The sequence below is a fragment of the Rhizobium sp. USDA 4016 genome (assembly GCF_056279705.1).
Window position 1 is genome coordinate 104,571 of the sequence record NZ_JBWCCY010000003.1, and the last position, 13,636, is coordinate 118,206.

At 58.6% G+C, this 13,636-nt stretch carries 12 protein-coding genes and 2 pseudogenes; 2 read left to right on the plus strand and 12 right to left on the minus strand.

Annotated features, from left to right (window positions below):
• Positions 1-252: 252 nt before the first annotated feature.
• Together ACZ9DP_RS13520 and ACZ9DP_RS13525 are read left to right on the plus strand one after the other, a co-directional pair.
• Positions 253-426 (plus strand): annotated as a pseudogene (locus ACZ9DP_RS13520) (IS3 family transposase); the annotation flags it as partial.
• Positions 427-518: 92 nt separating this feature from the next.
• Positions 519-752 (plus strand): DUF6429 family protein, encoded by a 234-nt coding sequence (locus ACZ9DP_RS13525; protein ID WP_476202385.1) that lies wholly within the window; start codon positions 519-521, stop codon positions 750-752.
• Here the strand turns inward: ACZ9DP_RS13525 and tnpC are convergent.
• The 12 genes and pseudogenes from tnpC to ACZ9DP_RS13585 form a co-directional block, all read right to left on the minus strand.
• Positions 733-2,136 (minus strand): IS66 family transposase, encoded by a 1,404-nt coding sequence (gene tnpC / locus ACZ9DP_RS13530; RefSeq protein WP_476202387.1) that lies wholly within the window; start codon positions 2,134-2,136, stop codon positions 733-735. The two genes, ACZ9DP_RS13525 and tnpC, sit on opposite strands and share 20 nt — an antisense overlap.
• A gap of 45 nt (positions 2,137-2,181) precedes the next feature.
• A complete protein-coding gene (gene tnpB, locus ACZ9DP_RS13535; protein ID WP_476202389.1) occupies positions 2,182-2,454 on the minus strand; it encodes an IS66 family insertion sequence element accessory protein TnpB in 273 nt (90 codons plus the stop codon).
• Between the two features lie 78 nt (positions 2,455-2,532).
• Complete coding sequence (locus ACZ9DP_RS13540; RefSeq protein ID WP_476202390.1) at positions 2,533-4,431, minus strand: recombinase family protein; 1,899 nt, start codon at positions 4,429-4,431, stop codon at positions 2,533-2,535.
• Positions 4,432-4,473: 42 nt separating this feature from the next.
• A complete protein-coding gene (locus ACZ9DP_RS13545; protein WP_476202391.1) occupies positions 4,474-4,662 on the minus strand; it encodes a hypothetical protein in 189 nt (62 codons plus the stop codon).
• 188 nt (positions 4,663-4,850) lie between these two features.
• Entirely contained in the window at positions 4,851-5,141 is a 291-nt protein-coding gene (tnpB, locus tag ACZ9DP_RS13550; protein ID WP_476202392.1) for an IS66 family insertion sequence element accessory protein TnpB, read from the minus strand.
• Positions 5,138-5,545, minus strand: a complete 408-nt coding sequence (tnpA, locus tag ACZ9DP_RS13555; protein ID WP_476202393.1) for an IS66-like element accessory protein TnpA — start codon at positions 5,543-5,545, stop codon at positions 5,138-5,140. The genes tnpB (ACZ9DP_RS13550) and tnpA overlap by 4 nt, the downstream gene beginning before the upstream one ends.
• A 126-nt stretch (positions 5,546-5,671) precedes the next feature.
• Positions 5,672-6,838, minus strand: a complete 1,167-nt coding sequence (locus tag ACZ9DP_RS13560; RefSeq protein WP_476202394.1) for an amino acid kinase family protein — start codon at positions 6,836-6,838, stop codon at positions 5,672-5,674.
• Positions 6,835-7,840 (minus strand): annotated as a pseudogene (locus ACZ9DP_RS13565) (aspartate-semialdehyde dehydrogenase). Before ACZ9DP_RS13565 ends, ACZ9DP_RS13560 begins: the two are co-directional and overlap by 4 nt.
• A gap of 347 nt (positions 7,841-8,187) precedes the next feature.
• A complete protein-coding gene (locus ACZ9DP_RS13570; protein WP_476202395.1) occupies positions 8,188-9,201 on the minus strand; it encodes a 1-aminocyclopropane-1-carboxylate deaminase in 1,014 nt (337 codons plus the stop codon).
• A 25-nt stretch (positions 9,202-9,226) separates the two neighbouring features.
• Entirely contained in the window at positions 9,227-11,695 is a 2,469-nt protein-coding gene (locus tag ACZ9DP_RS13575) for a glycosyl hydrolase 2 galactose-binding domain-containing protein (RefSeq protein ID WP_476202396.1), read from the minus strand.
• A gap of 75 nt (positions 11,696-11,770) precedes the next feature.
• Positions 11,771-12,721: a DUF1839 family protein gene (locus tag ACZ9DP_RS13580; protein ID WP_476202398.1), complete on the minus strand. Its 951-nt coding sequence runs from the start codon at positions 12,719-12,721 to the stop codon at positions 11,771-11,773.
• 2 nt (positions 12,722-12,723) lie between these two features.
• Complete coding sequence (locus ACZ9DP_RS13585) at positions 12,724-13,632, minus strand: amino acid--[acyl-carrier-protein] ligase (protein ID WP_476202399.1); 909 nt, start codon at positions 13,630-13,632, stop codon at positions 12,724-12,726.
• Between the last annotated feature and the right edge of the window lie 4 nt (positions 13,633-13,636).

Here is a 13,636-nt window from a genome sequence, read left to right on the forward strand (position 1 = left end):
AAATCTCTGAAAGCAAAGTGCGTGCCAGACGAAAAACTCGTTTGCAGACAACATGATAGATCGAACCGGCTCTCTCTTATTTCCGAATTGTCCTACATCGGACAATGGGCACGACGGAAAGTGAAACTATCGCATGGCGGATTCGATCGAGTCAGTGGCGATGCGCCCGCCAGCGCGCGGCCTTCCCTTGAAATCTGCAGGACCGCATTGCTTTTGAGAGCATGGTGTTGGTTGCCTGTTAACCGCCATGGAAGCTTCCAAGCCGTGCTCAAATCCGAGTTCTTTCACCTCAACCGCTTCGATGGCCCGCAAAGCCTCCTGGCCGTCCTCAAGGAATACATCAACGACTACAATCAACAGCGCATAAAGCTGAAACCGAAAGGACTGAGCGCTGTGCAATGGAGAATCCAGTCCCCAATTTCGTAGCCCATCAAGCGTCCAATCTTTGGGGTCAGTTCACCGTATCCATCCGAGCAGGACCGCGGGATTTTGAGCGTCTCGCGTGGTAATGTCGGTTCATGGAGATCGATGAGGACAAAATCGACGATGCAGTTTTGGCGCTGCTATGGCTGACGCTGCATAACGAGCGTTGCGCATGGAAGGGTTTCGACTGGGCAACGACGGATCGGCTTCACAAGAAGGGCATGATCGGTGACCCAGTCAACAAGTCGAAGTCATTGATCCTGACCGATGAAGGCTTGGAGTGTTCGGAAGCGTTGTTCCGGAAGCTGTTTACGCGGCCGCCGCAATAGCGGTTCCCTTTTGTGCTTTCCACTCCCAAGGCAGCAGTTCGTGCAGGCGGGAGACGGGAAGATCGGCGATACGGGCGAACACATCGGCAAGCCATGCCTTTGGGTCGACGTCGTTGAGACGGCAGGTCGTGATGAAGGTGAGCATGATGGCGGCACGATCGGCCCCACGCTGGGAACCCGCAAACGTCCAGTTGCGGCGCCCGAGGGCAATACCTCTCAGCGCCCGCTCGGCGGCATTGTTCGTCAGACAAATCCGGCCATCTTCCAGGAAACGGGCAAAACCATCCCAGCGCTTCAGCATATAGTCGATTGGCTCGATGACCTCGGAGGATCTGCTGAGCGTGGCGCGTTCCCGTTTCAGCCACTCGTGCATGTCATCGAACAGCGGCTTGCTCTTCTCCTGCCGCGCGGCCAGTCGTTCTTCGGCGCTCAATCCATTGATCTGGCGCTCGATCTCGAACAGCGCATTGTACCGTTGGACGGCCTCCAATGCGATCGGCGAGATCGGCTTGCCTCTCCGTTTGCGGTCACGGGCACTTTTCTGGATGTCGGCCAGTTCAAAGAATTTACGTCGCGCATGCGCATGGCAAAAAGCAAAGGTGATCGGCACCGCTTTCTTCTCGGCGACACTGAGCGGCTCGAAGCCATTGTAGCAATCGCTCTGCAGAATGCCGCTATACCCGGCTAGGTGTTTCTGCGGGTGCACACCGCGCCACTTGTCGAACAGGATCGTTGCCAGCAGATGAGGGCCGATGAAGCCGCGCGGCGTGGCATGGAACGGCGCCGGCGGCTGGCTGATCGCCTCGCAGTCACGGCAGGTAAATTTCTCCCGCACCGTCTCGATCACTTTGAACCGGCGCGGAATCTCCTCCAGCGTCTCGGTGACGTCCTCGCCCAGTTTCGACAGGCGCGACCCGCCGCAACATGCACAGGTGGCTGGAGAATCGATCAACACGCGCTCGCGCTCGATATCCTCCGGCCAGGGCTTCCGGACCGGCCGTTTGCGCGTGAACGAACGCACGCTCGAGGCCCTGGCGGCAGCCGCCTGCGCCGCAAGCTCATCCTCCGTCGCCGCCATCACCAGCTCTTCGAGCTGCAATTCCATCTGGTCGATCAGGCGCGACGTGCGCTCGGATCGCCGGCCGCGCAGTTCGCGCTTCAGCTTTTCGATCGCCAGTTCCAGGCTGGCGATCAGTGCCTCGCTGTCGGACAGCATCGCCTGCGCATTGGCAGCTTGCGCCACCGCCATGTCCCGTTCGGCGACGACGGTATCGCGCTCCGCGACAACGACATCGCGTTCAGCCTGTAACATCTCACGCTCGGAAAGCAGCGCCAGATAGGCGCTCGCAAGGTCCGCGGGGAGATCGATAGGCTTCGAATTCATGAAGCCATTCGATCAGATTCACTCAATATTTTCAATGTAATAATGCTATCCGACCTTCGTCGGACGCCATGTTTCCTGCGGATTGCGCCAGTCGATCCCGGACAGCAAATACGACAGTTGCGCAGGCGAGATCGCCACCGCGCCACCTTCGGCGGAAGGCCAGACGAACCGGCCTCGGTCCAATTTCTTTGTAAATAGGCAACTGCCCTGGCCATCGCTCCAGATCACTTTTATGAGCGATCCACAGCGTGTTTCATAATGCATCCCTTTGTCAGAGTCCGGGTAGGCGGACAACCTTATCATATTGATAATCTTCATAATATTTTGGCCGTCGATCGATTACACCCTGCACCCTTATCCGGACGACCTCTGAGCTAAGCGCTTCGACTGGGACCATCACGGTGAGCCCGGGAGGATTTGCGTTGCGGGTATGATACCTTTCAACACAAGGGTCCTTGCCGATCCCACGCAGATACCGAGTCGTTCAGCTGCCTTCATCAGGCTGATCATCGGGCTACCGACTTTGGCGGTATCATATTCTGGAATGCCCAAGCGCTCGCGCATGTCGCGTACACGCACCGTCGTCCAACTTTCACCATCGCCGGTCTTGCAAAGCATTCGATTGAGGGACACCGCGAGTTCTCGGTCCGGCCAATGTCCCCCCAGCGTTCGTAACGCCTCTACGGCGGACGGCGCCATGTCGCTCGGATATCGGCCAGCCTTGACACGTGCCACGCGCACCTCAGTATGGCGACCGCCGGTCCAATGGATCAAGAGCACGGCCTCGTTGGTCTGATCATCGAGGTTGCAAACAATCTCCTGAATCAGGATATGGATGAGCCGTTGCTTCGTTCGCGTATCGGTCGACGGAGCATTCCAGGCCGCCGACAAATCATGCGCAAGCTGGAAGAGCCGGCCACGGTCGATCGCTGGTCGTGCCGCTGACAGCGCAGTTAGTTCCTCGACCTTACGTTCCAGCACACTCACGCGCTCCAGCGCATCGTTCCATCGAGCTTCCAACTCGCGCGCGACGTGCCGTTTGGCTGGATCGACAAGCTCATACCTGCGGCCGGCCAGCGATGCCTCGTACCTTGCCCCTTCCAGGTCCCGCCCAACTGCCGCGATGATATCTTGCCTGGACCGCTCGACCTGATCCGCGGCGAAGATCGCCGCTTCGATGGCCCGATCAGAGACCGCCTCGATAATCTGGGTGGCGACAGCGCGATCGATCCTCACACCACCAATGCCGATGCATAGACCGACACCCACATGAGTATCGTCGCCGCGGCACTGATAGCGGTGTGCGTTGCCTTTTGCACTGCCATAGAAGACACGCATCATTCTGCCGCAACGTCCGCAGCGCATCAGCCCCGTCAGCAGGGCGCGACCACCGCGCGCCGATTTGCGCGCGCAGTTCTTCTTCATGTGCGCGTTCTCAAGCAGAAGCTTTTGATTGTCCTCATACTCCTGCCAGCTGATATAACCGGGATGATTGTCACGCAGCAGTACGCTCCATTCATTCCTGGGCTTACGTAGCCCGTTAGCCTTTCGAGCGCGGCCCTCAACAATCCGCGTCCGTTGTGCTCGCCTTCCAAATGCATAGGCTCCCGCATAGAGTGGATTATGAAGGATTTGCATGACGCTGTGGTAGGCGGGCGCATTCCAGGCGAGTTTGCAGATTTCGACATTACGCAAGACGACCGGCATCTTGATGTCGGCCGACCGTAGCCACAGGAAGACCTGGCGCGCGCTCCCCAGTTCTCGGAATTTGGCAAAGACGAGCCTGATCGTCTCCACCACATGCTCGTCCGGATCGATTTCGATCTTGCTCGCTTCGCTCCAGCAGAGGACTGGGGGCAACATAAATCGGAACTCACGGCGCCTCGCTTTGGAGTCGCGGGCGGCAATGCCGCGCTGTCGCATCAAGCTCAGTTCATATTCCGACATCGTTCCTTTCAACCCCAGCAGCAGACGATCGTTGACAAGCCGTGGATCATAAGCGCCGTCGGGATCGATGACCAATGTACCGGCCAGCGCGCACAGGTCGATCAGATGATGCCAGTCCCGCCCGTTGCGCGCCAGGCGCGACGCCTCGATGCAATAGACCGCTCCCACATTGCCAGAACAGACCAGCGCAACAAGCCGTTCAAATCCAGGCCGCTCCACGCTACCTGAGCCCGAACGACCGAGGTCGTCGTCGATCACTGTCACAGATGCGAAGCCGGTCGTTTCGGCAGCTCCGGCCAGATCGTACTGCCGGCGCTGGCTTTCGAGATTGCCGGTCACCTGCGCCATGGTCGATTGCGGACATACACCACCGCTGCGCGGCCGAGATGGTCAGGCGTGATCCTGGTGTTCATCCACGCCTCCCGTCTTCGTCTTCTCGCCTGCTTCCAGAGCCTCCAGCAGAAGATCCGCGAGGGCTTCCACCAGCCCTTTCGTGTTTCGAACCACTGGTCCCTGACGATTTGAGCGCTCCAGCTCCAGGACGAGCTGATCGCGATTTCGATACCGCCTGTTTCGCATCACCCTTCTCCTTCTTCCTCGAAGGACGGGATTTTGCGCCTGGTGCCTGAGTCGCGCCGAACGATACCAGTACCGCAGCCAATTCGTTGAGGCCGTCGATGCTGATCTCAGGCAGCCCCAGCGCCATGTTGGCGCAGTAGCTTTGGTCGAACATCCAGTTCGGCAACTCGCGGGAGAGATCGGGCCGCTCATCCGTGTAGATGCATGTCAAGCTCTTGCCGCGTCTGAAAGGCGAGACCTGCACCTTGCTCCCGAACATCGGGTGCCAAGGATAAGCGATCGTCGAAAAACGAAAACCGTATGTAGAATGTCGGTAATTGGGCGCTACGCCCTCGAAAAACGAAAAGATTTCCATCCAGCGGGTTCAGTTTCAGGACCTCCTGCACCCGCAGCGCAAGCGATGGAAACCCACAGCGCATGTCGGTATAGCCGGTCGCAATCCACACCCGCACATTTTGACCGGAGGTAAGCGAGATCATCGCAGCGTTTCCAGTCCGCGCATGATCCGAAGCAGCGCATCGACATCAACGGCGCTATCCACGATCACCCGCCTGCCGTTTAACGCAACAACCTCGATGCGACTTTCGTTTGATGAGCTTGCCTTGCCCGCCAACGGCTCCGTCGTGACAACCGCCGGGATAAATCCCCCAACTGCGTCAATCGCTTCAATGTCGCCCAGCTTGCCCGCACGCGCCAGCTTGCGCCATTCATAGAGCTGCGAACGAGAAATCCCATGTCGCCGCGCCGTCGTTGCGCACAATCCCGGCTCCAAAAGGCTCTCCGCTACGATCCGTAGCTTCACCTCTTTGCTGAAACGGCGACGCCGACCAGTGTCGACAATCTCAAGACGGTTATCACGCTGACTGTCAGTATAAATGTCCATACAAACAGTCAGCTACGTTTCCGGACATCTCTCAAGGCGGCCTTCCGCGTATGCGTACAGTTCACCTTAGGGGCGAAGTGTTTCAGAACGAAGGGGCAGTCTCATCGGATTCGGCGCCGGTTGGACTTATTGCGTATTTTCCGGCGCTTCATTTGTACCGATGAGCAACGAACTATGAGCGGAGCGCTGCTTAGCCGCTCTCGGCGCAACTGGTTCGCCGTCTGTTCCGGGATAGATTCGTTCATGGATCTCGCGCGCCCGGGAAATCGCCCGCGTATAATCGTCTTCCAAATAGATGCGCAACGTTGAAGAATCTAGCTCAGTCACTGCGGTTCTTGAACCAACGGAAACCGAGCGATTGCCGGTCAGCGCGACAATCCGAAGGGCAAAATCAACGTCGTTTAAAATGCATATTCCGGCCCCGCGGTTGTCCTCCGTACAGATTGCGCTGATGTCCTCCTGATCAAGAAGCGCCCGGAGCTTGTTGCGTTCCGCAAGGCTGCCGCACGATAACACCGCTGCGTCGCGAGCCAGTGTCACGGAAGGGGCGTTCCCATGCCCTGTGACAATTGTGCCACTAACTACTCCGTCGCTGGTGAGCGATTTGCAAGCAATGGTGACCGAGTGGTTTTCGGCATGCTCCACCGCCCTGTGGTGCAGTACTTTTGCGCCATATCTCGACATTCGTGCGATTGTCCCATAGCCAATCTTCGGAATCAGTCGCGCTCCTGGCACAAGATAAGGGTCTGCTGTATAGACGCCCGGAACGTCCGAGTATATTTCACAAGAGCGCTCTCCCAACATGGAGGCAATTACGACAGCTGTCAGATCAGAGCTATTTCTGCCGAGAAACGTTAACCTTCCCGACTGATTAATTGCCTGTCCGCCCGTGGCAATGACAATGTCATTCTCCTGGAATGCTGCAACAATTGAACCAGGATCTACGCTTTCTATTGAAGCGCGACCGAAGTCTGAATTCGTACGTATCCCAAGAGAATAGCCGTTTAAAGACATGACGGGAATCCCTTGCCGGCTCACGGCGGCCTCCAACAGGCAGGCACTGAGCATCTCTCCGGTTGCGAGTGCCGCATCGAGGTTCGATGGTTTTACTTGCTTGTTGACGCCGAGCATGACTGATTTGAGGTTGTCGGTCGTTCCCGACATTGCGCTGACCACGGCAACGATTTTGTCTTCCCCCGCCGCGAGTCGCTCGGCTAAATGCCGAGCGACTCGACCGAAGTCTTCAGGATGCTGAAAACTAGAGCCTCCGAATTTCAGAACCGTTGCGTTCATTGTCCACCAATCACGTTGTTGGAAATTGCAAGCTCTGCGATGAGAAGTGCGTTAAGCGCCGCTCCAACCTGACGATTATCTGCGACGATCCAGCGCCTGAGCCCGCACGGATTCTCGGGGTTTACCCTCACGCGCCCGACGTGAACAATCGTAGGATCTTTGAGAAGGCGTGGCGTCGGATATCCTTCATGAGTTCCGTCTGCATAGAGCCGAACATCGGGCTCTATCGAAGTGAATGGGCTCTTCTAGCTCGAGATACACCGCCTCCGAATGGCCATTTATTACGGGAACTCGAACGCAGGTGGATGTTAACCGCAGATGAGGCAGACCTAAGATTTTTCGAGACTCCTGAACGAGCTTGTGCTCTTCTAAAGTCACGCCCTCCGAGGCGATCTCACCAACTTGCGGTATTACATTGAACGCAAGGGGAAAAGGGAAATGCTCCGCGGTTGGCGGCGCGCGTCCACGCAACGTGCTTCTCGTCCCAATAGCTCGTCGATCCCTTTCAGGCCGCCCCCCCAAGGCGGCCTGAAAGGTGGTCAAAACGATCTGATGGACATCAAATTCAGTTACCAATGGTCTGAGAGCGCGGACCAGCTGAATCGTGGAACAGTTTGGATTTGCCACTATCCCCGAATGCGGGCGAACCGCGAGCGCATCAGGATTAACTTGTGGTACGAGGAGTGGTACGTCCGGGTTCATTCGAAAGGCGTTCGAGTTGTCGATCACGAGGGCGCCTTGGGCTGCGAACAGAGGGCCATATTTGGCGCTTATCGCGCCCCCTGCTGAAAAGAATGCGATATCGGCTTGGGTATCGTCGATCTCGTCGAGGGGCTCCACGATGCAGATTTCATCTCGAAACCTTGTTTGGCGACCGACCGAGGTGCGGGACGCTAGCAACCGCAAACGAGAGACCGGAAGCTGGCTCGATTCCGGCAACTTGATCAGTTCAGCTCCGACGGCCCCCGTGGCTCCAATGATAGAAATATCTAAGGCTCTCATGATACTCGACCTCCAGAGGGCAGTTCCGGGCAGCTCGCTGCCCGCGTGGCTATGTTCACTGCTCCTATGGAGGCTGTGTCAGGCTTCTGACTTATGGTGGACGATCACCCCCACACTCTATGTGATGATGGAATCATCAAAAACTACTAGGTTCGGTAGGGGTAGTATTGAATACACCCGCTGTGCATCACACAGAAAACATTCTGCATACTGTACTATTTGTTGCAGGTGCCCTGTCACTCAGACCGACGTCGGCTCTAAAATGCTGATTTCCGTGACTCGCAAGGCTACCTTCGTGGAGCAGTGCGACCGCATAGCGCGTGCATTCGCCGCAAGATCGCCTGGCGTCAGCCGTTGCGAAAGCCATAGCTGTAACCGTTGATCGCCGGAGCGCCACCCAGATGCGCATAGAGGACCTTCGATCCTTCTGGAAAAAAGCCCTTCTGCACGAGATCGACCATCCCTTGCATTGATTTGCCCTCGTAGACCGGATCGATGATCATGCCCTCCAGCTGCGCGCACAAGCGGATGGCCTCCTTCGTTTCCTCTGACGGAATGCCATAACTGGGATACGCATATCCCTCGAGCAGAAGCACGTCGTCGTCGTCGATTTCCGTGTCGAGGTCAACGAGCGTTGCAGTATGCCGGGCAATCTTTAGAACCTGCGCCTTGGCTTGGGCGGGGGTTGCCGAGGCATCGATCCCGATCACGATGCGCTGTCGCCGGTCTCCGGCGAACCCGACCACCATGCCAGCTTGCGTCGAACCCGTCACCGTGCAAGCCACGATATAGTCGAAGGCAAATCCAAGCTGCTTCTCCTGTGCACGGACTTCCTCCGCGAAGCCAACGTAGCCGAGACCACCCAATGTGTGAACGGATGCCCCGGCTGGTATTGCGTAGGGTCTACCTCCTCTTGACTTGACCTCATCGAGTGCCTCTTCCCAACTGCCGCGGATGCCGATGTCAAAGCCCTCATCGACCAGCCGCACCTCTGCTCCCATGATACGGCTCAAGAGAATGTTACCGACTCGGTCGTAAACGGCATCTTCATGTGGTACCCAGCTCTCTTGGACAAGCACGCATTTCATGCCGATCTTGGCGGCGACCGCCGCGACCATCCGCGTGTGGTTGGACTGCACGCCGCCGATCGAGACAAGCGTATCGGCTTTCGACGCGATCGCAGCGGGGATGATGTATTCCAGCTTGCGAAGCTTATTTCCGCCGAACGCGAGACCGGAGTTGCAGTCCTCGCGTTTGGCGTAGATTTCCACCTTTCCCCCTAGGTGCTTGCCGAGGCGGTCGAGCTTCTCAATGGGCGTAGGTCCGAAGGTCAGCGGGTATCGTTCGAACTTTTTCAGCAATGTTCTCTCCAGTGACGTACCTTAATCAGACTTCGACTACTCGCCGGCTACCCAGGGTTCTGATCTGACCGGTTGGAACAGTCTCCGCAGACGTTCCAGCTCTCGGATGAAGCCTCAGCCGCCGCATCGCACCCGGCGGCAAGTGGAACCAATCATCCTCCGCCCGATAGGCTTCAAGATCGACCTGTACCGATTGTGCCAGCCGGTCGCTGCGCAGATCAAGGAACCAGTGATCGTCCTGCTGCGCAACGGAGGCCGTGATTTCGGCCTCATGAAAGGCTTTTGTCCTGCCCGATGGGAAATAGAAAGCTTCGGCGATCAACGCCTCGGTCTCCGGCGCTGTGAGACGCGCTACCGTAACGTCATGCGACGGCGGGCCGAAGCGGAAGGCATAGGTAGTGTCGAAGAAGGCGCCGAAGAGATCGGTGCAGGCGATCTTGCGCTTGGCGCGGGCTTCGATCGAGAGGCCAAGCATGCCGCTCACCACTTTTTGCCAGCCATCGCGCAGGCAGCGGACCTCGAGATCGAGTTCGAGCGTCACATTGCTCTCGTTGATCACATGAACATCAAGGCCGTTGGTGCCTTCGTCGGTGAAGAGCACCTGCACGGGCCGGAAGGCGCGGCGCAGCGCATACCATATTGGCTTCGGTTCCCCGGTCGAATCGATCACGCCCCAGCCGGGGCCGGGCAATAAATCCTGCAGGTTCCAGACCAGCGCGCCGTTGCAGCCCGAACCCTGCCGCCGCCACTCCGCATAAGTCACTTCCGCGACTTCGCCGGTGACCGCCTGCGACAGAGCAAGATAGAGATCGGGATCCTCCCGGCGCAGCCGATCCGACTCGAAACCATAGAGCTCGCGGAGATAATGATCGCGCACATCCTCGAAATCCCAGGAGGCGCCACGATCGCGCGGCACACGCTCCTTCCATAGCGGACTTTGGACTGGAGGAACCGACAGATGCCGCGACAGCGTCCGGGCCTGCGGTACATGCGCGAAACCCAAGCTTTCCGCAGCAAAGCGGACATCAGCGCGGCGTGAGTCATCGAGAGGACGCATATAGGCTCCGACGCCATAATAATGCGTCACCCCTTCATTCGGAGAAAACGGCATGGCGCCGCCGAAGGGCGAATTGACGACATAGGGGACATCCGGCCGAAGCGATCGGGCAATCGCCGGGATGATCTCCTCCACGATCGGGCTCGCCCACAATCGCTCCGGCAGGCCGAGCATCGCAGCCTGCTGATGGATTTCGCTGCCGCCGCAAACGACGGCGAGTGATGGCGACAGCCGCGTGGCGGAAAGAAACTGCGACACTTCCGCCTCGACGTGGGCGTTCAAGGCCTTGTCGCTTTTCGGATAGTCGAAATTGGCGAACATGAAATCCTGCCAGACCAGCAGGCCGAACTCATCGCAGAGGCGGAAGAAATCCGGCGTCTCATAGGCCATGGTGCCGCCGATGCGAACCATGTTCATGTCGGCCTCCGCCGCCAGCCCCAGCCACGGCTCATAATCGTCGCGGCCGCCGGGCAGCCGCACGATATCGGCCGTGGTCCAGACCGCGCCACGACAGAAGATGCGTTCGCCGTTGACCATCAGGCCGAAATCCCGGCCATCGGCGCCGCGATCGATCGCCAGCCGGCGAAAGCCGGTGCGTCCGAGCGGATGCTCGACGTCATCGATGATCAGCGTGACCTCATGGAGGTGTGGTATTCCATGCGTGCGCGGCCACCATGGCGTCACGCCAGGGATCTTCAGGATCGCAGCGCAGCGGCCGTGGCTGTCCCGCTCGAAGGCCTGTTCGATTTCGCCGCAGCGAAGGGTAACCTCGCTGACACACCCTTCGATCGAAAGCGAGGCATAAAGCCGTCCCTCGCCATCCTCCAGCAGATCAGGCCGCAACGAAAGGTCGCGAACGATGGGCTCATGCGGATGCAGCAGCGACACCGGCCGCCAGGGCCCGACGGCCTGTATTTCCGGGCACCAGCCAGGCATATGGCCGAGCAGCGTTGTGCGCACCAGCCGCAGTCCCTGCGGCGTAATCATCTGCGGGCGCCAGCGGGCCCGAGGGCCAGGTTCGCCAAGGCGCGCCTGCAGCGCCCGGAAGCACAACGCCAGTTCGTCGCCGCCATGCAGGTGAACGGCAAGATCATGCGTTTCGAACATGCTCTCGGATTTGAGAATTTTCCGGCCGTTCAGGAAGACTTCGCAGAGCGTTGCCAGACCTTCCAGCCGCAAGACGGCATTGCCGGCATTGGCATCGACCAACCGGCAGAGATACCAGGCATCGCGGTCGTTCAACGGATGCGGATGTTCCCGGTCGAAGAGCCCGGCCTTTTCCAGCGCTTCCGCCACAGTGCCCGGCACCGGCGCCGGGATGACGGCCGAAAGCGACAGGTCCGAAGGCGAGGCGCAGGCGCCTGCATCCGTCAGAACCAGATTCCACCCTTCGACCTGCAGCGTGTTGCCGCTGATATCAGCCAAACGCCCTTGCATTGGATCCCCAGTTCAAAACATGATCCCAAAAGTGCAAAGCGACTTTTTGGACGAGATCATTTTCAACTAAAGCGATTATTCAAGCAGCGCCATCATGGCATCCCATGCATCCGCGGCCGGCTCAAGCGCCGTCTGCAACGGCTCGAATCTCTTGCGCGTCACGGCTCGGGCAAGCTGAAACTGCACCGATTTTGCCACTTCCGAAATTCGTCGTGCCTCAAAAGCCGCCTCGGCGAAATCCGCCGACAGCCAATCGAGATGACTGCCCGCCAGCTCGAAATTGGCCCCGAGCTGGCGCAGCGTGTTGAAGGCATACTTATGAAAGAAGCCGAACGACCGCTCGGCCATCACTTCAACCTGCGCCGGAAAAACCGCCGCGAAGGCGCGGATGGGATTGGCGACCGGACGGCGGCGAAAATGGAAGGCCAGAAGCTGACGGGATGTCTGCCGGATGGCAGCCTCACCTGGTGCGCTGTCCGGAAACTTCGCGAACTCGGTATAAGGCAGGAAGGGCAGATCCTCGTCCGTAAGGTGCAGGTGGAACAGTCCGTTGAAGTCATCGCCTGAGAGCCGGAAAAAGCCACCATTGTGGAAGTAGTCGAGTTCGCGGCCCGCCATATCGAGCCGGTTGATGGCAACGGTCGTCTTGCCGTGCTCCCGGCGATAGCCGACGCCCTGCGTGTCCGGCATGTAGAAGGAATCCATTTCGACCAGGCAGAGCCGGCCTCGGCCGATCTGCTCGAGGACATGGCGCTCGACCTTGTCGTAGATCGCCAGTTCCGTGCAGCGAATGCCATAGAGCGCTTCGAGATCATCGAGCGGCACCTTGAAGAAGGTAAACTGATCGCCTTCGAAATCCTGCGTCAGCGTAAAGGCGAGCATTGCTTCAACCGGCAGCCTGAGCGTGTTCAGCACTTCGATCCAGAGGTCGATATAGCAGTTGGTTTCCGGCCACATGCGCTCGCTGGCGTGCAGCGCGTGTGGCTTATGGGTGGCGGGATCGAGGTCCCTGAAAACGGAAGCCATGATCAGCCCCACAGCGCCTTGCGCACGCTCTCGGGCCATTCCGCGGTATCGAGCCCATGATGATGAAACAGCGCCAGCGCGATCCGCTCCAGACCGAAGGCGACGCAGGCCGTATGCGCGACACTGCCGTCAGCGAAATTCAGGCCCCATTTCGCGCCGAACGCATCCTGATGATAGTTGAAGCTCATACAGGCGGTCGGATTGGCGGATGAGGTGATCGGGATCAGCAGCTCGAATTTCAGGTTCTGGTCGCGCTGGTTACTGGCGAGCATCTTGCCGGCGCGGCCAAAGAACGGATCGTTGGCGACATCGATGACGACGTCGAGGCCGACAGCCTTCATCATCTCGAGGCCGCGGTCCATCCATATCTGGCGGAAATCCGTGACGTGGCTTTCGGTGCCCATGCAGACATATTCGCGCATGCGGAACAGCTGCTGGCGGGCCGGGTCCTTGGAAGGCTCATGGCGGAAGCAATAGGATTGCAGGTCGAACAGCGCGCCGCTCTCCGGCAGGGGACCGCGTTTCGCGACGGTCGGGTAGAGCGGATAGCAGGCCGCCGGCGTCAGCACGATATCGGTCGCCTCCTGGTCTTTCGTCCAGTCTTCGCCGACTTCTATGCATTTCAGCAGGCTCGTGTGGTCGAACTCGCTGCCGCAGAAGCTGTGCACGGTGCCGGCGAGCTGCGGAAAGCTCTTCATGTAGCCGCTCGCCTCAAAAAAGGCGCGATTCATGCCTGGCGGGAAGTGCATGGCTTCTGCGCCATCCGCACCGCCGAATTTGTCGATCAGGCGCTCAAAGGCAGAGATCACATCTTCGAACTGACCGCTGCGGCCATAGAGGCCATCAACGCCGGTGTCGATCAGAAGACCGGATTTGAAAAGGCGGTCGAGAAACGATGTTTGTATATCCATAACG

Coding starts and splice junctions, on each gene's coding strand:
- ACZ9DP_RS13525 (WP_476202385.1), top strand. CDS start 519: ATGGAGATCGATGAGGACAAAATCGACGATGCAGTTTTGGCGCTGCTA.
- tnpC (WP_476202387.1), bottom strand. CDS start 2,136: ATGAATTCGAAGCCTATCGATCTCCCCGCGGACCTTGCGAGCGCCTAT.
- tnpB (WP_476202389.1), bottom strand. CDS start 2,454: ATGAAGATTATCAATATGATAAGGTTGTCCGCCTACCCGGACTCTGAC.
- ACZ9DP_RS13540 (WP_476202390.1), bottom strand. CDS start 4,431: ATGGCGCAGGTGACCGGCAATCTCGAAAGCCAGCGCCGGCAGTACGAT.
- ACZ9DP_RS13545 (WP_476202391.1), bottom strand. CDS start 4,662: ATGCGAAACAGGCGGTATCGAAATCGCGATCAGCTCGTCCTGGAGCTG.
- tnpB (WP_476202392.1), bottom strand. CDS start 5,141: ATGATCTCGCTTACCTCCGGTCAAAATGTGCGGGTGTGGATTGCGACC.
- tnpA (WP_476202393.1), bottom strand. CDS start 5,545: ATGGACATTTATACTGACAGTCAGCGTGATAACCGTCTTGAGATTGTC.
- ACZ9DP_RS13560 (WP_476202394.1), bottom strand. CDS start 6,838: ATGAACGCAACGGTTCTGAAATTCGGAGGCTCTAGTTTTCAGCATCCT.
- ACZ9DP_RS13575 (WP_476202396.1), bottom strand. CDS start 11,695: ATGCAAGGGCGTTTGGCTGATATCAGCGGCAACACGCTGCAGGTCGAA.
- ACZ9DP_RS13580 (WP_476202398.1), bottom strand. CDS start 12,721: ATGGCTTCCGTTTTCAGGGACCTCGATCCCGCCACCCATAAGCCACAC.
- ACZ9DP_RS13585 (WP_476202399.1), bottom strand. CDS start 13,632: ATGGATATACAAACATCGTTTCTCGACCGCCTTTTCAAATCCGGTCTT.